Source organism: Nocardia sp. NPDC101769, assembly GCF_044766925.1.
Classification (GTDB): Bacteria; Actinomycetota; Actinomycetes; order Mycobacteriales; family Mycobacteriaceae; genus Nocardia.
Genome location: NZ_JBIWMX010000023.1, coordinates 138,639 through 157,973, shown reverse-complemented (window position 1 = coordinate 157,973; position 19,335 = coordinate 138,639). Strand labels below are relative to the sequence as shown.

Annotated in this window: 22 protein-coding genes and 2 pseudogenes; 13 read left to right on the top strand and 11 right to left on the bottom strand. The window is 67.7% G+C overall.

Annotated features, from left to right (window positions below; genetic code table 11):
- Nucleotides 1-241: 241 nt before the first annotated feature.
- From ACIRRA_RS30635 to ACIRRA_RS30610, 6 genes are all read left to right on the top strand, one after another.
- Nucleotides 242-1,075, top strand: a complete 834-nt coding sequence (locus tag ACIRRA_RS30635) for an SDR family oxidoreductase (RefSeq protein WP_402775246.1) — start codon at nt 242-244, stop codon at nt 1,073-1,075.
- Nucleotides 1,072-1,341, top strand: coding sequence for a hypothetical protein (locus ACIRRA_RS30630; RefSeq protein ID WP_402775243.1), 270 nt, complete (start codon nt 1,072-1,074; stop codon nt 1,339-1,341). The genes ACIRRA_RS30635 and ACIRRA_RS30630 overlap by 4 nt, the downstream gene beginning before the upstream one ends.
- A gap of 317 nt (nt 1,342-1,658) precedes the next feature.
- Entirely contained in the window at nt 1,659-3,176 is a 1,518-nt protein-coding gene (locus ACIRRA_RS30625) for a DUF1254 domain-containing protein (RefSeq protein WP_402775240.1), read from the top strand.
- Between the two features lie 358 nt (nt 3,177-3,534).
- Entirely contained in the window at nt 3,535-3,780 is a 246-nt protein-coding gene (locus ACIRRA_RS30620) for a hypothetical protein (RefSeq protein ID WP_402775239.1), read from the top strand.
- A gap of 476 nt (nt 3,781-4,256) precedes the next feature.
- Nucleotides 4,257-4,970: an ammonium transporter gene (locus ACIRRA_RS30615; protein ID WP_402775236.1), complete on the top strand. Its 714-nt coding sequence runs from the start codon at nt 4,257-4,259 to the stop codon at nt 4,968-4,970.
- A gap of 16 nt (nt 4,971-4,986) precedes the next feature.
- Nucleotides 4,987-5,733: a hypothetical protein gene (locus tag ACIRRA_RS30610; RefSeq protein WP_402775234.1), complete on the top strand. Its 747-nt coding sequence runs from the start codon at nt 4,987-4,989 to the stop codon at nt 5,731-5,733.
- A 316-nt stretch (nt 5,734-6,049) separates the two neighbouring features.
- Here the strand turns inward: ACIRRA_RS30610 and ACIRRA_RS30605 are convergent.
- Nucleotides 6,050-6,253: pseudogene (locus tag ACIRRA_RS30605) on the bottom strand (transposase family protein); the annotation flags it as partial.
- Nucleotides 6,254-6,323: 70 nt separating this feature from the next.
- A complete protein-coding gene (locus tag ACIRRA_RS30600; protein ID WP_379405360.1) occupies nt 6,324-6,707 on the bottom strand; it encodes a winged helix-turn-helix transcriptional regulator in 384 nt (127 codons plus the stop codon).
- A gap of 87 nt (nt 6,708-6,794) precedes the next feature.
- On the opposite strand from ACIRRA_RS30600, the gene ACIRRA_RS30595 reads away from it, so the two are divergent.
- The gene (locus tag ACIRRA_RS30595) at nt 6,795-7,778 is read left to right on the top strand and encodes a zinc-dependent alcohol dehydrogenase family protein (protein ID WP_402775231.1); all 984 of its coding nucleotides are present in this window, start codon (nt 6,795-6,797) and stop codon (nt 7,776-7,778) included.
- A gap of 77 nt (nt 7,779-7,855) precedes the next feature.
- On the opposite strand, the gene ACIRRA_RS30590 is transcribed toward ACIRRA_RS30595, so the two are convergent.
- Entirely contained in the window at nt 7,856-8,737 is an 882-nt protein-coding gene (locus ACIRRA_RS30590; RefSeq protein ID WP_402775228.1) for a helix-turn-helix transcriptional regulator, read from the bottom strand.
- Between the two features lie 152 nt (nt 8,738-8,889).
- On the opposite strand from ACIRRA_RS30590, the gene ACIRRA_RS30585 reads away from it, so the two are divergent.
- Nucleotides 8,890-9,612 carry an SDR family oxidoreductase gene (locus ACIRRA_RS30585; protein WP_402775226.1) on the top strand — a complete coding sequence of 241 codons (723 nt, stop codon included), beginning with the start codon at nt 8,890-8,892 and terminating at the stop codon, nt 9,610-9,612.
- A gap of 390 nt (nt 9,613-10,002) precedes the next feature.
- Here the strand turns inward: ACIRRA_RS30585 and ACIRRA_RS30580 are convergent.
- The 3 genes and pseudogenes from ACIRRA_RS30580 to ACIRRA_RS30570 all read right to left on the bottom strand — a co-directional run.
- Nucleotides 10,003-10,215, bottom strand: a pseudogene (locus ACIRRA_RS30580) (SDR family NAD(P)-dependent oxidoreductase); the annotation flags it as partial.
- A gap of 235 nt (nt 10,216-10,450) precedes the next feature.
- On the bottom strand, nt 10,451-10,762 hold the full coding sequence (locus ACIRRA_RS30575; RefSeq protein WP_402775223.1) for an FAD-dependent monooxygenase: 312 nt from the start codon (nt 10,760-10,762) through the stop codon (nt 10,451-10,453).
- 142 nt (nt 10,763-10,904) lie between these two features.
- Complete coding sequence (locus ACIRRA_RS30570) at nt 10,905-11,375, bottom strand: nuclear transport factor 2 family protein (protein WP_402775221.1); 471 nt, start codon at nt 11,373-11,375, stop codon at nt 10,905-10,907.
- 211 nt (nt 11,376-11,586) lie between these two features.
- Between ACIRRA_RS30570 and cynR the strand changes: the two genes are divergently transcribed.
- The 4 genes from cynR (at nt 11,587) to ACIRRA_RS30550 (ending at nt 14,217) form a co-directional block, all read left to right on the top strand.
- Complete coding sequence (gene cynR / locus ACIRRA_RS30565; protein ID WP_402775218.1) at nt 11,587-12,474, top strand: transcriptional regulator CynR; 888 nt, start codon at nt 11,587-11,589, stop codon at nt 12,472-12,474.
- A 64-nt stretch (nt 12,475-12,538) separates the two neighbouring features.
- Nucleotides 12,539-12,670 (top strand): hypothetical protein, encoded by a 132-nt coding sequence (locus ACIRRA_RS30560; RefSeq protein WP_402775215.1) that lies wholly within the window; start codon nt 12,539-12,541, stop codon nt 12,668-12,670.
- 198 nt (nt 12,671-12,868) lie between these two features.
- Nucleotides 12,869-13,444 carry a hypothetical protein gene (locus ACIRRA_RS30555; protein ID WP_402775212.1) on the top strand — a complete coding sequence of 192 codons (576 nt, stop codon included), beginning with the start codon at nt 12,869-12,871 and terminating at the stop codon, nt 13,442-13,444.
- Nucleotides 13,441-14,217, top strand: coding sequence for a cobalt-precorrin-6A reductase (locus tag ACIRRA_RS30550; RefSeq protein ID WP_402775270.1), 777 nt, complete (start codon nt 13,441-13,443; stop codon nt 14,215-14,217). Before ACIRRA_RS30555 ends, ACIRRA_RS30550 begins: the two co-directional genes overlap by 4 nt.
- 64 nt (nt 14,218-14,281) lie before the next feature.
- Here ACIRRA_RS30550 and ACIRRA_RS30545 read toward each other — a convergent pair whose 3' ends face one another.
- The 4 genes from ACIRRA_RS30545 to ACIRRA_RS30530 all read right to left on the bottom strand — a co-directional run bounded on the left by ACIRRA_RS30545 (nt 14,282) and on the right by ACIRRA_RS30530 (nt 17,734).
- Entirely contained in the window at nt 14,282-14,827 is a 546-nt protein-coding gene (locus tag ACIRRA_RS30545) for a PadR family transcriptional regulator (RefSeq protein WP_402775209.1), read from the bottom strand.
- A 36-nt stretch (nt 14,828-14,863) separates the two neighbouring features.
- Entirely contained in the window at nt 14,864-16,534 is a 1,671-nt protein-coding gene (gene cobJ, locus ACIRRA_RS30540; RefSeq protein ID WP_402775206.1) for a precorrin-3B C(17)-methyltransferase, read from the bottom strand.
- Entirely contained in the window at nt 16,531-17,166 is a 636-nt protein-coding gene (locus ACIRRA_RS30535) for a precorrin-8X methylmutase (RefSeq protein ID WP_402775204.1), read from the bottom strand. Before ACIRRA_RS30535 ends, cobJ begins: the two co-directional genes overlap by 4 nt.
- Nucleotides 17,167-17,296: 130 nt before the next feature.
- A complete protein-coding gene (locus tag ACIRRA_RS30530) occupies nt 17,297-17,734 on the bottom strand; it encodes an Lrp/AsnC family transcriptional regulator (RefSeq protein WP_402775202.1) in 438 nt (145 codons plus the stop codon).
- A gap of 153 nt (nt 17,735-17,887) precedes the next feature.
- Here ACIRRA_RS30530 and ddaH point away from each other — a divergent pair, with 153 nt between their 5' ends.
- Nucleotides 17,888-18,760: a dimethylargininase gene (gene ddaH / locus ACIRRA_RS30525; RefSeq protein ID WP_402775199.1), complete on the top strand. Its 873-nt coding sequence runs from the start codon at nt 17,888-17,890 to the stop codon at nt 18,758-18,760.
- On the opposite strand, the gene ACIRRA_RS30520 is transcribed toward ddaH, so the two are convergent.
- Entirely contained in the window at nt 18,729-19,280 is a 552-nt protein-coding gene (locus tag ACIRRA_RS30520) for a hypothetical protein (protein ID WP_402775196.1), read from the bottom strand. The genes ddaH and ACIRRA_RS30520 overlap by 32 nt on opposite strands.
- Between the last annotated feature and the right edge of the window lie 55 nt (nt 19,281-19,335).

The window sequence follows — 19,335 nt, the reverse complement described above, 5'->3', positions numbered from 1 at the left end:
TCCACTCGATCCTCGACACCACGATGATCCGACACCTCGTCCGCGAGGTGGCGCAAGCCCGAAACCTCGGCCCGGTGAACTACATCGGCGGTGGTGGCGCCGGATTCATGGCACCACAAGCCTGACCACAGCCGAGTGATCCGGATCGGCGGGCTTCTCACCGAGCAGCCCGCCGAGCGGCCACCCTGACCGGCGCCCATCAAACACGAACAACCACTAACAGAGACAAGGACAAACACTCATGGCCATCGAACGCATCGCGATCACCGGAGGTGCTCGCGGTATCGGTCGCGCCACCGCGCAGGCCTGCCTGCGGGCTGGCATGTCTGTGGTCATCGGCGATGTCGACGGTGACGCATGCGCGACCGTCTCCTCCGAACTTGGCGACCGCGCGGTCGGCCTGCGGCTCGATGTCCGCGACGCGGACAGTTTCGAGGCCTTCCTCACCGAGGCCGAGAACCGCCTCGGCCCGCTGGACGCGCTGGTCAACAACGCCGGCATCGCGCCGATCGGCATGTTCGTCGACGAGGACCCTGACGACACCCAACGACTGCTCGACATCAACATCGGCGGCGTCCTTACCGGCACCCGGCTGGCGCTGCGCCGGTTCCTGCCCCGCGGGCGCGGCCACATCGTGAACCTGGCCTCATCGGCGGGGCAGATCGCCACCGCCGGCGGGGCCACCTACTCGGCAACCAAGCACGCCGTCGTCGGGTTCACCCGCGCGATCCGTGCCGAAACCCGCGGCACTGGTATCCGCACGACCATCGTGATGCCCGGACTGATCCGCACCGACATGATCAGCGGCTTCGCGAAACCCCGCGGCACCCGCATCGTCGGCCCGGACGCGGTCGCCGACGCCATCGTCGGCGCGCTGCACAACGGACGCCAGGAAGTGTTCGTCCCCCGTGAGCTCGGCCCGATCGCCCGCCTCGTCACCGGTACCCCGCCCGCCGTCGCCGACCGGATCAAGCGGGTATTCAGGGCCGACACCATCATGACCCATGCCGACATGGGCGCCCGCACGGGGTACACCCATCGAATTCATGACGGTAGCAACAAGATTCAGCCATGACGCCAACCCTCGGCTCGGCGCTACAGCACCACCAAATTCGCCGTCTTCGGCATGACCGAAGCTCTACGGGCATCGCCGTCACCACCATCTGCCCCGGCATCGTCAACACCGCCATCACCTGCGACAGCACCTACCGCGGCGGCAACGAACAAGCACGCCGCGCCAAAATAAACGCGGCTACACCCCCGAACGTGCAGCCCGCAACATCCTCGCCGCCATCGACCGCGGCAAAGCCGTCGCACCGATCGCCCCCGAAGCCCACCTGATATACATCCTGTCGCGGATCGCGCCACCGCTCGCGCGATGGGCCTCGGTCGCCCTGGCCAACATCGCCAAATAGAAGCGGTGGCCACCACCCGATTCGAGCCCGACGCACCTGTGCCTCGAGTGAGTCGTTCCGGTGGCCGACCCCGGCACGTGACCAGACCCTCATCCGGCTACTCGCTCACGGGTCAGGTCCAAGCGGGTTCAGAGAGGTCGAGTTAGGAGAACGCTTCTCTTCTCGGTGCTTCACCGAGTCCAACCCCTCCCAGCGGGTGCTGATGCAGTCCGAATCCACCACACCACACACAAGGAAGCGCTAATGACCGATTCCTCACCGATCCGCGCGGTCGGGTACCGGGAAGACCCGGCGTCTCATCCGAAGCGGACCAGCATCACCACGTCCATCGGCGGCAGGCGTTACCGAAACAGCATCGCAGGATTCTGCGCGATTGCCCTGCTGGTCGGCGCGGCAGCGTGCACGTCGTCACCGGCGAATACGACGAACTCCGGTTCGGGCACCGCCGCCACGGCACCGGCGCTGGTCTCCGCGGACGACGCCCGGGAAATCGCGGCCGACGCCTACACCTACGCCTATCCACTTGTTCTCACCGAGCTCACGCGGCACACGGCCAAGGCGTCGATGAATCAGTTCGAGCATTTGCGAGCCTTCCCCGATGCGAATTTCACCAGGGTGGTCCGGCCCAACGCCGACACCTTGTACTCGAGCCTCTGGTTCGATGTATCGAAAGAGCCGCTCGCCATTCGTGTTCCAGCCTCGGGTGAGCGCTATCACCTGTTCGAGATGCTGGACATGTGGTCCGACGTCTTCGCTTCACCGGGCAGCCGCACCACCGGCAATCAGGAGCAGACGATCGTACTCGCGGCGAAGGGATGGAATGGTGAGCTCCCGGCGGGCGCCCTGCTGATCCACACCCCGACCCCGACCGGTTGGATCATCGGCCGGACCCAGACCAACGGCACACCCGACTACCCCGAGGTACACAAGTTCCAGGACGGACTCGTCGCGACGCCGCTGAGCCAGTTCGGCAAGCAGTACACCGCACCGAAGACCTCCATCGATCCCGCGTGGGATGTGCAGACGCCCCCGGTGCAGCAGATCGAGAAGATGAGCCCGCAGGACTTCTTCGGCCTGTTCGCCGAACTGATGAAGGTGAACCCACCGCACGACAACGACTCTCCGATACTGCAGCGCATGGCGCGCATCGGTATCGAGGCAGGCCAATCGTTCTCGCTCGCGGCGGCGTCACCCGAGGTGCGACAAGCGCTCGAGGCGGCTCCCACCGCGGCGCTCGCGGCTATCAAGTCGAGCGTGACCAAAAGCGGTGTTCAGCAGAACGGGTGGCGCACCTTGATGACCGGCATCGGCACCTACGGAGCCGACTACCGGGCACGGGCAACCGTTGCGTTTGCAGCCTTGGGCGCCAACACGATCGAGGACGCGATCTATCCGTTCGCGTTCGCCGACGGGAACGGGAAACCGTTCACCAGCGACGGCCGCTACATGCTGCACTTCGCCAATAACCAGATTCCTCCGGTCCGCGGGTTCTGGTCGCTGACGATGTACAACGAGGGTCAGTTCTTCGCCGCGAACCCGATCAACCGGTACGCCATCGGCGACCGCGACAAGCTCCACTTCAACCCTGACGGCTCGCTCGACCTCTACATCCAGCGCGACTCGCCGGGCGCGGACAAGGAATCGAACTGGCTGCCGGCACCGGCGAGCGGTCCCTTCTCGATGAACCTGCGCCTGTACTGGCCCAAGCCCCAGGTACTGTCGGGCGACTGGACTCCGCCGCCGGTCACAAAGGTCGAGTGAGCGTCCGCGCATCCTGTTCCTCCTCGGCGGCTCGCCGATGTGTGCCGGCGGCCGACCCGGCCGTGCGGCGCTGCCAGCGGACGCCGGATAATCCCGGTGGGCGGACATGTGAGTCCGGGCTGGCGGACATGACTTCTCCGGATGGGCGGACATCTGGATCTCCGGGACACGCCTGATAAATGCGAAACGGGATCTCTTCGGGCGAGTTGGCTGGGCGGTGTGTGATCGCTCGCCAACTGCGTCGAAGGGATCCCGTTGACCAAGTCCGACAGGAAGATCGCGGAGATTCTGGAAGCGTTCGATCTGACACGCTGCGCGCATTCGGCCGCATTTGCTGGCAGGGGTAGATGAGAAGACGGTGGCCCGGTATGTCGTGGTCAGCGACGCGGGCCGCGATCCGCTGGTGAAACTGCGCAGGCCGCGGTCGATCGACCCGTTCATGGGCAAGACCGAGGAGTGGGTCGACAAGTCCCAGGGCAAGATCCGCGCTGATGTGGTGCTGCTCGATCAGCGATATCGTGCCGCTCGAGAACATCACCGAAGGCATTGTGCCGATCAACGAGACAAAGTCGGCAATCCGATCCGGATCCTGGTCAGGCCGTGAATGTCACATATCGCATTACGGCGAAGTCGTTCGATCCGATATCGAGCCCGGCTACGGCATTTCATCGATCCCGCTCATGCTTTTGCACACGGCCTCGGACATGTGTGATTTCGCGATAGCGGATATCACCGAACCAACGGAGGTACGGTCCACCCCGCGATAACTTCGACAGGAAGCGAAAGATCCACCCGCCGAACGCATTCAGCGCCGGCGGGCATTCGTCGTTGCGCATTGTCTTGCGTGCCATGCATTCCCGGAATTCTTGTCAGGAGAATTTCAAGAAAACACTGGCCTATAGATTATTTCGTGGGTTAGTGTTTCGGATCACGAAGCCGGATCGGTGCGACACGGGTCACAACCCCGCTATATCGCCGGAACTGCGGTCCCGCTTCGGAGCCGATCACCCGCACTCGCGGGGCTGATACTGCCCGCTTGCCGCGTCGCGCCCGTGGGCGACACGAGATGAGGTAATACGCATGAATATTCGACACACGACCCTGACCGCGGCCGTCCTGGCTGCGAGTGTCGTCTCCAGCGCTGCCACCGCCGCGGCCGCCCCGGCGGGTGCAGTCCCGGCCGTCGGCTATCACGCGAATCTGGTCGACGGGGCCGTGGTCACCACCCTCGACAACGGCGTCTTCACGCTCACCGGTGACCAGCGGTCGGTCGACATCCGTGACGCGGCAGGGCAGGTCCTCGACGCACTGCCGCTGTCGTTCACCCTCGACGGTCAGCATCTGCCGCTGCGGCAGCAGATCACCGACGATGGCCGTACCCTGCGGCTCGTACCCGATGTCACGGGCCTGGATCGCTCGGCTCTCAAACCCGTCGCTTCGCCGGTGGAGAACCAGCTCGCCATGAACGACCTCATCAATGCCGTCAGCCTCGGCACCTCGATCGGCAGCCTGGTGGGCACCGCCGTCGGCGCGGTCGCGGGCATAGGCGTCGGTATCGCCCTGGCCGGAGCGTCCTGCCTGGTGTTGAGTCTGGGCTGCGTGGTCACGGTGCTGCCGATCGTGAGCATGGTGGCCGCGGCGGGCGGGCTCGTCGGACTGGTCGCCGGCGGCGGGCCGTCCGCCGCGGCGGCGGCCTTCGACTACTTCAGCACCCTGCGCGCCGCCCCGGGCCAGAGCAAGTACGGACAGTACGCGCAGGGCAAGACCGGCGACCCGGCGCCGGCCGCCAACTGAGCAGGGAGATATCGACATGAACCTTCGCACAACCGCTTTCGCTGCGGTCACGGCCGCCGGAGCCATGACGCTCGCCGTCGCGCCTGCCCACGCCGACCCTGATTCCGCCCCCCGCTACCGCGCCGCGGTGGTGGGCGACTCGGTCGTCACCGTCCTCGACGACGCCACCTTCACCCTGGCACCCGATGCCGGGTCGGTACTCGCTCGCGGCTCCGACGGCCGTCAACTACTCACGCTGCCAATGGCTTTCGACCTCGACGGAACCCGCCACCCGATCGCGCCGCAGATCTCCGACGACGGGCGCACCCTGGTGCTCACCCCCGACACCGGGCTGCGTCCGATCGCCTCGCCGCTCGAGAACCAGAAGGCGCTCGACGAATTCGCGAGCAAGATGACCACGGGCACGCTCGTCGGCACCGTTGGCGGGTTCGTCATCGGCGCGCTGGTCGGCGGCGCCATCGGACTGGGCTCGTGCCTGGTGGTCGGCCCCGGCTGCCTGGCAACCACCCCAGCAGCCGTCATGGCCTTCGCGGGCGGCGGCATGCTGCTGGGCACCCTCGGCCTCGGCGGCGCGGCACTCGCCGACGGCGTGTGGAAGTACGTCACGACCGTGCAGGCCGAACCCGGCCACAGCGCCTACGCCGACAAGGACGGCCTGCTGAACCCGAACGGCACCGACGTCCCCGACGCCAACCTGCGCACACCACCCATCCCGCTCAAGCCGCTGATCACCGGCTCCTCCAGCGGTTCCGGACACCACTGACCAACGTACGCGAGCAGGTGCTGGTCGGCTCGCTCGCCGAGCAGAAAGGTCGAAATTGGCGCGGCCGTATATGGCTCTTTCGAGTGCCTTCAGTTTCGTGACGGTGGCCTCGACAGCGCCGCTGCTCGAGGTGAGGGTGAGTCCGTTGCGGACCGCGGCGCAGTCCTCGAGCAGACCGGCCGCGAATCCTTGGTTTTGACATGCAGTGCGGTGGCGAGGGTGTCCGGTTCAATGCTCACACCTTGATCTACGACACCGTCGCCCAGGCTTTCACCGAAAGGCATGAAATGCCCTGCCCGGCAACATCGTCCACTGCGGTCGTCGTCGAGATCGCGAAGCCCGCGGCGAGGTCGGCGTAGATTTCGGCCTTGCGCAGGTAGGCCAGGACAAGCAGGGCTTGACGGTCGGGGTCGAGCTTGCGCCATACCGACCCGATCCCGGTTCGGTGGCGGCGGATCACGCCGGCGACCCAGGTGAGGGTCTGGCGTGACAACGGCAGTGCGGCACGGTAGAACAACAACAGAAGCCCTTGGTATGCAGTGGTTTTCGTCGAAGGTCACCGCCGCGTTGGCGAGTTCGCCCCGTCGAGATCAACTCACCGGGCGACCATGAGTAGAAGTAGCGGCTTGCGCCGCCTCCTGGAAGTCGGCGATGGCCCCGCCGTAGTCCCTCGCCCAGTTCGTCAGGACCTCGATGGGCTCGACGAGGGTCTGGCCGAGGTCGGTGAGGCTGTACTCGACCCGCCGTGGCGCTTCGGCATGGCGTTCGACCAGACCGTACTGCTGGAGTCGGCGCAGTGTCTGGGTGAGGACCTTGCGCGAGATGCCGCCGATGAGGTCGACCAGATCACCGTGCCGGCGAGGCTGATGGCTGAGTCCGAAGAGCACGAGCACGGCCCATTTGTCGGAGATGATTTCGACCGCCAGTCGTGTGGGGCAGTCGGCGAGGAAGACCGGTCCAGCCGTGTTCTGCATGAAAGTCGAAGGTACCAGGAGGTAACCGACAGCTCCGTAACGTCTTCCGCGAGTATCGAATCCAACATCAGATGCGGAGGAATCACCATGCCACGAGTCGTCGTGTTCGACGAGTTCGGCGGGCCGGATGTCATGCACGTCGTCGAGGAGCCGGTCGTCGAGCCCGCGGTCGACGAAGTGCGGGTCAGGATCGAAGCGTTCGCCGTCAACCCGCTCGACCAGATGATGCGTTCGGGCACCTCGCCCGCGATCGTCCCCCTGCCGCACGCTCGCCTCGGCGTCGAGGGAACCGGCCGCATCGACGCGGTGGGATCCGAGGTCACGGGGCTGGAGATCGGCGATCCGGTCATCCTCACGGCCATTCCGGACGCGAGTGTCAAGGGCAGCTACGCCGAATACACCACGATCCCCGCGAGCCGGGTCGTCGCCCGGCCCGCCGGGCTCGGAATCACGGAAGCGGCGGCCATATGGGTCGCGTACTCCACCGCCTACGGCGCGCTCGTCGAGAAGGCCGGGATGCGTCCCGGCGACCACGTCCTCGTCACTGCCGCGTCCGGCGGTGTCGGCCGGGCGGCGATGCAGATCGCCAATCAGATCGGCGCCGTGCCCATCGCCATCACCCGGCACACCGCGAAGAAGGACGAGTTGATCGCCGCCGGCGCCGCCGCCGTCATCGCCACCGATCACATGGACGTGGTCGAAGCTGTCCGCCACCAGACCGGCGGGACCGGCGCCGACATCGTCCTCGACGTAGTCATGGGCCCCGGCCAGCAGGATTTGCTGAAGGCGGCCCGCCCCGGCGGAACACTGGTCGCCGCGGGCTTCCTAGACCCTCGGCCCACACCCTTCCCGACAAGCACGCCGCTCACGATCTTCGGCTACCGGAGCTTCGAGCACACCCTCGACGCCGTGGTGGTGAAGCGTATGGCGGCCTTCTTGAACGCCGGTGTACGCCTCGGCACACTGTGGCCCGCCATCGACAAGGTGTTCGCCTTCGACGACGTCGTCGAGGCACACCGCCACCTCGAGAAGGGGCTCCACGCCGGGAAGAAGATCGTCGTCACGATCTAGCTTCTCCTCTGGCGGCCGTTCGGACCTGCAGGTCCCGAACGGCCGCCAGTCGGGAATGCTGGCGGCGTGGGACCGAACTATTCAGATCTAGACAGTGGCCGTGTGGAGGCAGACCAGCCGCCGAGCAGTCGGAGAGCGTGTTCGGAGGGGCTGTCAGGTTCTGCGGTGTAGAGGTAAAGGGCCTGGTCGGGGTCGTCAGGGAGAGCGAGCGACTCGTAGGCCAGGGTGAGCTCACCGACGAGGGGATGGCGGTAGAGCTTGAGGCCGTGGGTGTACTGCAGGACGTCGTGGTCGGCCCACCACTGGCGGAAGTCCTCGTCCCGCACCGAGAGCTCACCGACCAGTTCATTCAGGCGCGGGTCGTGCGGATGGCGGCCCGCGTACAGCCGCAAGGCCGCGACCGTGCCACGGGCGGCGGTCTCCCAGTCGGCGAGCAGATCGTGGGCGGTGGGGTCGAGAAAGATGAACCGGGCGAGGTTGCGATCGCGGCTCGGCAGGGCGTCGAAGTCGGTGTACAGGGCTTTGGCGAGCGGGTTGGCGCCCAGAACGTCGAGCCGGTGTCCGAGGATCATCGCCGGGGTGTCGGTCAGCGCGTCCAGAACCCGCAGTAGTCCGGGTCGCACCCGCTGGGGCGGTGCGGGACGCCGACGGCCGAACCCCGGTCGAGGTTTGGCCAGGTCGAACAGGTGGGCCCGCTCGGCGGGGTCGAGCCGCAGTGCCCGGGCCACGGCTTCCAGCACCGACGCCGAGGCGTTCGGGGTGCGGCCACGCTCCAGACGGACGTAGTAGTCGACGCTGACCCCGGCCAGCTGTGCGACCTCCTCGCGGCGCAGGCCGGGCACCCGTCGCCGACCGGCGTGCGGACTCAGGCCCACGTCGTCGGGACTGATCCGAGCCCTGCGAGAACGCAGGAAGTCCCGCAGCTCCAGGTTGGGTCCGCGCTCCGGTGACGTGCTCATTCCTTCAGACTAGGGCGGTGTACGGGGGCGTGAACTCCGTGAGAGGGGGTCTGCTGGACCCTCGGTAGACCTGGCCTCCCCTGGTGGTACGAGCGGGGCCTCTCACCGTGGTCCCCTGGAATGCGACACGATCCACCACCTCGGAGATTCCCATGACCAAGCCCCTGATCGTCATCACCGGAGCCAGCTCCGGCATCGGCGCCGCCACCGCCCGCCTGCTCTCCTCCCAGGGACACCCGCTACTGCTGCTCGCCCGGCGGCTCGAAAAGCTGGAGGAACTCTCCCTGCCGAACACCCTGTGCCGCAAGGTTGACGTCACCGACCGCGGCGCCGTCAGGGCGGCGGTGCGAGAGGCGGAGCAGCGGTTCGGTCCGGCCGATGCGATTGTCAACAATGCCGGAGTCATGCTGCTGGGCCGCCTCGCCGACCAGCCTGTCGACGAGTGGGAACGGATGATCGACCTCAATATCAAGGGCGTCCTCTACGGCATCCGCGCGGTGCTGCCCGGGATGATCGCCCGGGGCGGGGGCACGATCATCAATGTCAGCTCCATCGCCGGACGCAAGACCTTCCCCAACCACACCGCGTACGTGGGCACGAAGTTCGCCGTCCACGCCATGTCGGAGAACCTGCGCGAGGAGGTCGCCCCTTCGGGGGTGCGCGTGGTGACCATCGCTCCCGGTGCGGTGGAGACCGAACTGCTCTCCCATACCAGCGACGAGCAGATCAAGACCGACTACGAGGCGTGGAAGAAGTCCGCGGGCGGCGCACTGGATCCACACGCCGTGGCCGAGGCCATCGCCTACGCCTACCAGCAGCCGCCCACGGTCACCATCCGCGAGATCGTCCTCGCCGCCACCGGCCAGCAAGCCTGAACCAAACCAAGTCACCTCGCGGGCGAAGACCGTGTAACCGAAGTGGGGAGGATCACGGCGGGTCAGTCGAAGGTGATCGCGCGCCTATTTCGACGTCATCTTCGTCGGCACCCGCGACCGGCTCGGCACCTACCTGGCGCAACAATAGGAGACCGACGCTGCGGCAAGCTCCGCGATCGCCCAGGATCTGCTGGCCTGCACGGCATTTCCCCGGCTGCTGCAGACGCTGCTCGCGGTGGCCGAACCGCTGCAATCCATGGCGGAATCATCCCTCACCACCGATGTCGACCTCGACGCCATCCGCCGCACCGTCGCGACCGCACTTCCGCATTGAGCGGACGGGCCGTTCCGGGAGCACGACTCAGCCCGGCGTTTGAGGAACAGCAGATCGACTGTTCCGAATTCCGACTGCACGCGTTCGGCGAGGGTATCGATGTCAGCGAGCGACGCCGCATCGCTCTGTATCGCAACGGCGTTGCTGCCGAGGGATTCCCGCGCCTCGCCGAGTGCGGGCTCGGAGCGGCCGGTAACCAGGCCGCGAGCGCCGCGGTCGCTCAGTAGTCGCGCCGTGGCCAGCCCAACTCCGCTGGTACCGCCGGTGATGACGACTCGCTTACCGTCGTATAGTGCCGTTCTCGATACCTTCTATTCTTCTGGCTTCGCTTGTGCTGCATGATGTTCCGGCCGTACCGAGACCGCGAGGGCGACGCCGAGCAGCCCGATGACGGCGGCCGAGGGCCGGCGAATGCACGGCCGGGTGGCGTCGGAAGCAAGATCGTGCTCACGATCGGCCGAGCTCGGTGAACAACCCGTCGTGGTGCAGGTCCGCACCGCTGAGTTACGACGGTTGGTCCTCATCGAGATCGGCGCGGGCGGAATTGCTCGCGTACGCGGCGAGGCCGTCGGCCATCCGCTTGTGGGCGTCCTCGATGCCGGTGTCGGCGCCGAAGCCGCCACGGTTGGGCGGCAATTGGTGCGCCGCGTCGCCGACCAGGAATACCCGGCCTGACGAGAAGCAGTCGGCGATCAGGTCGGCCGGCTCCCAGCGTCCGGTGGTGATCACCTCGATCGGGACATCGTCCAGTCCGACGGCCTGGCGCACCACTGCCAATTGCCCGGCCTCGTCGCGCTCGAGATCGTCGCCGAGCATGAGGACCCAGCGGCCATCCGGGTACGTGGTGAGGAATGACCGGAAGCCGGGCTGCTCGATCTCGAACTGAACGACACCGCGTTCCAGATAGTGATCGATCGGCGAAACCGTCGCGCTCGAGCCGGTCGGATCGGCGGTCGTATTACGCGGGCGCCCAGCGATTCGCCGTCAGGGCGTATCCGGGCAGTCCTTCCGTGGACATGGTGGATTCGTAGATGCGTTCGTAGCTGGTTCGTTCGATCCGCCAGACGCCGTCCTCGCGGCGATAGGTGTCGTTGTAATAGGCGGCGCCTCGAATGATGCTGCTGTGTTCGGGAAAGATCACGGTGTCTTCCAGACACCAACTGCCGGTGGCGGATTCGCCATCGACAGTGATCTCCGGATGGTGCACGACGTGGACCGTGATGATATTGCCGCCGAGCGCGGTGCGCATGTACTCCACAATCTGCTCACGGCCCTTGAACTCCGCAGGCATCTCACCGGAGGGCGACCCGTACGCGGCGGTGACGTCTTCGCACAGAGTGTCGCCGAATTCGTCCCACAGCTTGAGATCCAGCGTGCGCAGATACCGATATTTGAGTGTCCGAATCGCTTCGAGTGCTTCATTGCTCATGCCGCTCAAACTAAGCCCGCCCTCCACCGGACCGGGCGCTTCCGCTGTTCAGGCCCGGTGAGTAGGACTCGTCGCACCCCCGAGGCCGGAGGGGCGACGCTTCTGTCCCTCGAAGAGCGGAAAGGGGGCGCACATCAGCTGGTTGAACTGGGGTTATAGCGTCTTCCGCGCAGCCGGGAGTGTGTCGATTGGCGTGGTCTATAGTCGGAGGATGACCCCGGAACTGCGCCATCTGCGGTATCTGCTCGCCGTGGCCGAGCACGGGAGCTTCACGCGCGCTGCCGAGGATCTGCATGTCTCACAGCCCACGCTCTCGCAACAGATTCGGCAGCTCGAGCGGCTGGTGGGTGCGCCACTGCTGGATCGGACCGGGCGTGCTGTCCGGCTCACGGACGCGGGGGAGGTGTATGCCCGCCACGCTCGGCTCGCGCTGGCCGAACTCGATGCGGCCGATCGGGCTGTGCAAGATGTCGAGGATCTGTCGCGCGGCCATCTGCGGCTGGCCTACACCCCGACTTTCGCGGCCTATCTGATCGGGCCGCTCATCGCCGAATTGCGAGCCCGGCATCCCGGCATCACCCTCGACATTCGCGAAACAAATCAGGACGTGATCGAATCCGGGCTGCTGGCCGACGATATCGACGTCGGGATCGGGTTCGCGGGCGGGCACCTGCCGGGCATCGAGGCCGCCACCCTGTTCACCGAGACGCTGAGCCTGGTCGGCGCGGATCGCCGGGCTCGGCGTTCGCGCCTGCCGGCCGCGAAGCTCGCCGAATACGATCTCGCCCTGCTCAATCGGGAATTCGTCACCCGGCTGCACATCGACGCCTATTTTCGCGAGCAGGGTGTGAGCCCGCGAATCCTGGTGGAGGCCAACTCGATTCACGCCGTCATCGAGGCGGTTCAGCTCACCGCGCTCGCCACCATCCTGCCCGACGGCATCGCCCGCGACCATCCGCACCTGACGGCCGTGGCGCTGGATCCGCCGTTGCCGACCCGGGTCGCGGTCCTGCTCTGCCGCGAGAACGCCTATCGCACCGCGGCCGCGCGCGCCTTCATCGGGCTCGCCCGGGACTGGAGCGCCGGCCGGTCCGTGTGAATCCCGCCTGCCGGTCGGACGTTCTGCCGATGGACGGCATCGGCGCGATCGATACCCGCCGGTCATGGCAATGGCGAGGGTGAACGGCCTGTCGACCTCCAGGGTGCGGACCTTCGCGGCACCGCGCCCGAAGACGGTCACCGGCTGGCCGCTGTCGGGGGCCGCTGCCGAGCTCCTGTCCACCCCCCGCGGCTGACGCTCGCGCGGTATCGTTCCGGCGATATCGTGGGGAATGTCACGCGCCCGTGCGCTGCTCAAATGGGTCATTGGCATGAAAGCGGCTCCGCGCGCGAGGCATTCAGAGTGAAACGTGCGTAACTCACCGGTAGTGTGAATCCCCGTGACCCGATTGTTATCGGGTTCGATTCGGACTATTTGGAGATCGATGACTTCCATGAAGTACACAAAGTTCGTGGCCACCGCATTCATTGCCGCCGCCGCGACCGGTATCGCCGCGGGCACCGGTTACGCCGTCCCCGTCGACCCCGCCCCGGCGGTGGAGCAGTCCCCGTCGGCGCTGCACGGCAGCCAGCAGGGCGTCGACTACAGCGTGGCGCTCACCGACGCGAACGACATCGTCACCCAGGTGACCGGCGGCCAGTTCACCCTGGATGCGGCCAGCCAGACCGTGTTCCTGAAGAACCAGGCCGGCGATGTGGTGACCCAGGTGCCGCTGAACGGCACGCTGGCGGGCAAGCAGTACGGCCTCACCGCCGCCATCGACACCGCGGGCACCCAGCTGACGCTGACCCCGGTCTCGGCGCCGGTGTCGACCGCCAAGGACATCGACTCGCAGGCCGACTTCTTCGGTCAGCTGCAGCACGCCGCGCTGGGCGGCATCATCGGCGGCATCCTGGGCGCCTTCCTGTTCGGGATCGGCGCGATTCCCGGCGCGATCATCGGACTGCTGATCGCCGGCGGACAGCCGCTGATCGACTCGGGCTCGGCCTATTTCAGCGGGCAGCCCTGAAAACGCTGATTCTCGGCGGCACCCGGGAAGCCCGGGAACTCGCCGATATCGCGTCGGGCGAGCGAGGATTCGACATCGTGTCCTCGCTCGCCGGGCGCGTGCGCGACCCCGTGCTGCCGGTCGGCGAGGTGCGCGTGGGGGGCTTCGGGGGCGTCGGTGGACTGCGGGAGTGGTTGCGCGGCAATGGAATCGAGGTCGTGGTAGATGCCACGCACCCATTCGCCGGGGGAATCACCGCCAATGCCGCGACCGCGGCCGCGAGTCTCGGGATCCCGGTGCTGCACGTGCGGCGGCCGGGATGGACCGAGCAGCCCGGGGATCGGTGGATGCGCGTTCCGGATCTGGCGCTCGCGGCGGAAGCCGCCGCGGCCCTGGGGAAACGAGTCTTCCTCACCATCGGCCGCCAGGGCGTGGCCGCGTTCGCGCACTCGGACGCGTGGTTCCTGATCCGGGCCATCGACCCGCCCGACGGGGCGATGCCGGTCGATCACGAATTGCTGCTCGCCCGTGGGCCTTTCAGCGTCGCCGACGAGACCGCACTGTTGACCGGGCAGCGCATCGACGTCATGGTGACCAAGGACAGCGGGGGAGCGCTGACCGAGGCCAAACTCATCGCCGCGCGCGAGCTCGGCATACCGGTCGTGATGATCGGTCGGCCGCCACTGCCCGCGGGCGCGGAGCAGGTGGAAACGGTTGCGGCGGCCTGGGATTGGCTGCGCGCCCGGCGTGGTACGGCACGCTGGGCCGACCGACCCCGCTCGGAACCAGGCTGACCGACCCGGCTCGGGACGGGGCCGGCCGATCCCTGTTCGGAGCGGCGGGCCCGTCGGCCCCGGCTCAGGACAGGCGGCTGGTGCGGTCGAGCAGCTCCGGCAGCCGATCGAACCACTCCAGCACGGCGCGCTCGTAGCGGATGCCGAAATCGAGGGTGGCCCGCTCGTAGGGTGACATGCGCTGCTCGTCGTGGCCGGACAGGTAGCTGGACAGGCGCTGCTCGTGGACGGTGCGGCCGGCGGCGACGATGCGTTCGAGCCGCTCGGGATCGACGAACTCGCCGAAGGAGAGGGTCAGCAGCAGCGGCACCCGGATGGTCTCCGCGCCGGGATCGCGGGCGATCCATTCGGCGAAGGCTGCCCGGCCGTCCTCGGTGATCCGGTAGGGGGTGCGGTCGCGGGCGCCGGCCGCACCCTTCTCCACGAGTCCGTGCTGATGCATGGTGGCCAGTTCGCGGTAGACCTGGCTCTGGGTGATGGTCCAGAAGTCGCCGATGCGGTCCTGGGCCAGCGCCACCAGATCCCACCCGGACAGTTCGCCCTGGTGGAGGAATCCGAGTAGGGACGCAGCCGTCGAGTTGAGCGGGCGTCGAGCATGGTCTTCAGGCACCGGCACTCCTTCCAGCCTACGTTCTACAGTGGAATATTAGTCTCCGTAGCGGCGCGACGTGAACACCCGGGGTCCACCGGCCGCGTCGAACACCGTGGTGGTCGACGCGCCGATGATCAACAGGGTCCGCATGTCCACCTCGGCCGGATCCAGCTCCGCCAGTGTCACCACCCGCACCGACTCGGCCGGGCCGCCCACATCGCGGCCGATCACCACCGGCGTCTGCGGCTTGCGGTGCTCGAGCACGAGATCGCGCATGGCCGCCACCTGCCAGGTGCGCTGCGACGACGCCGGGTTGTACACGGCGAACGCCATGTCCGCCGACGCCACCGCCGAAATCCGTTGCGCCACCGTCTCCCACGGCTTGAGCCGATCCGACAGCGAGATCATGGCGAAATCATGCCCCAGCGGCGCGCCCATCCGGCTGGCCACCGCACTGGCCGCGGTCACGCCGGGCAGCACCCGCACCGGCACCTCCCGCCACTGCGGATCCGCTGACTCCTCGATCACCGCCGCCGCCATCGCGAACACGCCTGGATCGCCCGACGAGACGACCACGACCTTCGCGCCCTGCTTGGCCATGTCCAAAGCCATTCCGGCGCGCTCGGATTCGACCCGATTGTCACTGGCATGCCGCCGCTGCCCCGGCCGCACCGGCACCCGATTCACATACGTGGTGTACCCGACGATGTCGGTCGCCTCGGCCAGCGCCTGCCGAACCTCCGGCGTGGTCCACACCTCCGCGCCCGGCCCGAGACCCACCACGACGACCTCGCCGACCTGTCCCGATTGCGCCGCGCGGGGTTCGGCCCCGTCGACGGCCGCCGCGGGGGAGTGGGCGGCCGCGGCGCGGACGCCGTCCGCGACTCGGCTGATGGCGGCCGTGGCCCGCGGCCGGCCGTTGGTCGCGGAGGCGACACCGGAATCCGTAGTGGCACCGATTATTTCGGAGGACGCGGGCGCGCTGTCGGCCGTCAGTGCGATGCGCGTGGCGGGTTCGGGGCCCGGCACGATCGTGATCGCGAAGTAGGGGACGCTCGCTTCGTCGACCTCCGCGGCGCGCAGCACACGCTGGCGGGACGAGCTGGCGCGTTCGACGTAGTAGGCGTCGGCGAGGCGGCCGGAGTCCGAAAGGGCCTGGCGGACACCGGGGTAGGTGCGGCCCAGCTTCATGATGGCGGCCGCGTCGGTTTCGCGCAGGCGGCGGGTGAGTTCCTCGGTGGGCATGGTGCCGGGCAGGACGGTGAGGACCTGCTCGCCTTCCACCAGAGGGGTGCCCAGGGCGGCCGAGGCGGCGCTGACCGAGGTGACGCCGGGGATGATCTCGGTGTCGAAGCGGTCGGCCAGGCGGCGGTGCATGTGCATGAACGAGCTGTAGAACAGCGGGTCACCGGCCGCGAGCAGCGCGACGGTGCGGCCCGCGGCGAGATGGCCCGCCAGCGCCGCGGCCGCGCGCTCGTAGAATTCGTCGATCGCGCCCTGGTAACCGCCCGGGTGGTCGGTTGTCTCGGTGGTCACCGGGTAGACCAGGTGCTCCTCGAGCTGACCCTCACGCATGTACGGGGCCGCGATGGCGCGGGAGATGCTGCGGCCGTGGCGGGCGCTGTGGAAGGCGATGACATCGGCCTCGCCGATGATCCGCGCGGCCTTGACCGTCACCAGTTCCGGATCGCCGGGTCCGAGCCCGACACCCCAGAGCTTGCTCATTCTTGTTCGCTCGCAATCGCATTGAGGGCTGCGGCGGTGATGGCGCTGCCGCCGCGCCGGCCCCGCACGGTCAGGAATTCGACGCCGCCGTATTCGGCCAGGGCCTGCTTGGATTCCGCGGCCCCGATGAACCCGACCGGAATGCCGAGCACGGCGGCGGGCCGGGGTCCACCCGCGTCCAGCATGTCCAGCAGATGGAACAGCGCGGTCGGCGCATTGCCGACGGCCACCACCGCACCATCCAGCCGGTCACTCCAGAGTTCCAGCGCCGCAGCCGATCTGGTGTTGTCCATGCGGGCCGCCAACTCCGGTACCCGGGGATCGTCGAGCAGGCACAGTACGTCGTTGTCGGCCGGCAGCCGCTTGCGGGTCACGCCCGAGGCGACCATCTTGGCGTCGCACAGGATCGGCGCGCCGCCCTGCAGCGCGGCCCGCGCCTTGGCCACCACATCGGTACTGAACTCGACGTCACCGGCCAGATCCACCTGCCCGCAGGCGTGGATCATGCGCACCACCACCTGCGACACGTCCGCGGGGAACCGGGCCAGATCGGCCTCGGCCCGGATGGTCGCGAACGAGCGCCGATAGATCTCGGCCCCGTCTTTGAGGTAGCTGGCACGCACGTCGGACATGGCGTCCACCCTAGATTTCGCCGTCGGGGCCGCGCTGAGCGGGTCGCGCGCCGACACCTCGCGACCGGGTTCGAGCCTCCTCACGACGGGGTTCGGCTGCCACAGTGGACCGTTCACGGCCGGGGCCGGATCACGTGCGGGGCCGTTCGAGCAGCCGGGACATGACGATATTGCTGCGGGTGCGCCCGACCCGCGCGTTCTCACGAATACGCTCGACGGTCGCCTCGATCTCGGCCATATCGGTGGCCATCACATGCACCAGGGCATCGGCCTCACCGGCGATCGTCCACACCCCGACCACCTGCGGGATGGGTTCGAGGCTGCGGCGCAGTTCGGCGGGGGAGATGTTGTCGCGGTAGAAGACTTCGACATACGCCTCGGTGCGCCACCCCAGCGCGGCCGGGTTCACCACCGCGGTGAAGCCGGTGATCTGCCCGCCCGCCACCATCTTGTCGACCCGGCGCTTGACGGCGGGCGCGGACAGGCCGATCTCGGAGCCGATGTCCTGGAACGAGGCGCGCGCGTACTTGAGCAGGTACGCCAGGATCCGCCGGTCCAGGTCGTCCATGCTCGCCCCTTCGCAATGATGCGCACGCACGGGTGTGGCGCAACAAATCGCCGCCGGCATCGGTATCAACGCAACGATTCGCTATTTCGAGCACAACGGTACGCCACTTACCTTCAGGACAGCCCCGTCCGCGCCGCTTCCGAGGGAGTCTCGTTGACGTCCGTAGCCACGCTGCCCGCCCGTGATCCCGCCGCCCGCCGGCCCGTTCCCCGCCACTACCTCATGTGCCGCCCGGAACACTTCGACGTCACCTACGCCATCAATCCGTGGATGGACACCTCCGACCCGGTGAACCGCGCCCTGGCCCTGGCCCAGTGGGACGGGCTGCGCGCGGCGTACGAGGCGCACGGGCATCGGGTCGAGGTCATCGAACCGATTGCCGGACTGCCCGATATGGTGTTCGCCGCCAATGGCGGACTCGTCATCGGGGACCGGGCGCTCTCGGCCCGTTTCGCCAATCCCGAACGCGCACAGGAAGGCCCGGCCTTCCACGCGTGGATGGCGGCCCGCGGATTCGCCGCCGTGGCCGCCGCCCGCGAAACCAATGAGGGCGAAGGCGATTTCGCCATCGCCGCCGACCGGATCCTCGCCGGGACCGGATTCCGCAGTGCCCCCGGCGCGCACGAGGAGGTGGCGGAGTTCTTCGGATTGCCGGTCGTCTCGCTGGATCTGGTGGATCCGCGGTTCTATCACCTCGACACCGCGCTCATGGTGCTCGACGACACCATCGCCTACTACCCGGGCGCCTTCAGCGGGCCCAGCGCCCGGCTGCTGGCCGGCCTGTACCCGGATGCCATCATCGCCGACGAGGAGGACGCGAATGTGTTGGGCCTCAACGGCGTCTGCGACGGCTACCACGTCTTCCTCACCGAGAAGGCCGTCGGCCTGGCCGAGCAGCTGCGGGCCCGCGGCTACCAGCCGGTCGGGATCGATCTGTCGGAGTTGCTCAAGTCCGGCGGCAGCGTGAAGTGCTGCACGCTCGAATTACACAGGGTCAGAACGGCAGCCGGGTCCGGAACGGAGTGACCCCCGGATCGTTGAGCGGGTGGGCCAGGATGAGGAAGCGCAGCAGCATCACCGCGCCGGTGATCTGCAACAGCGCCAGCGGGATCTCACCGATGACCGCCGTGCCCGCCGACACCCACACATCCCCGGCCTCGGCGGTCACGATGTCGAACCAGGCGTCCACGAGCAGCAGGAGCCCGGTGCCGAAGGCGGGGAGCAGCAGCACCACCCGATGCTTCCAGCCCAGGTAGGCGGTGGCCGCCATCATCAGCACCAGGGCGATGTCGAACCCGATCCAGGCCAGCGACCAGTTCCTCGCGTGATACTCCGCCGGGAGCGAGAACCCCAGGTAAACGATCCACGGAATCAGCGCGAGACAGCCGCCGACCATGAGCGCCAACCGAACCCGCCGATGCACCCGCACCACCTCCGGCCGCGGCAGCACCCGCTCGGGCGGCAGCCGCAGCCGCCGGATCAGCTCCCGGCGCTCATCGTCCGACATCGCCGTGATCTCCTCATCGCTGAGCTTCGGCACAGCCATGACCGCCTCCCGTCTCCGATGCTCGCCGCTGCTCTGATCATGAAACGTAGCGCGC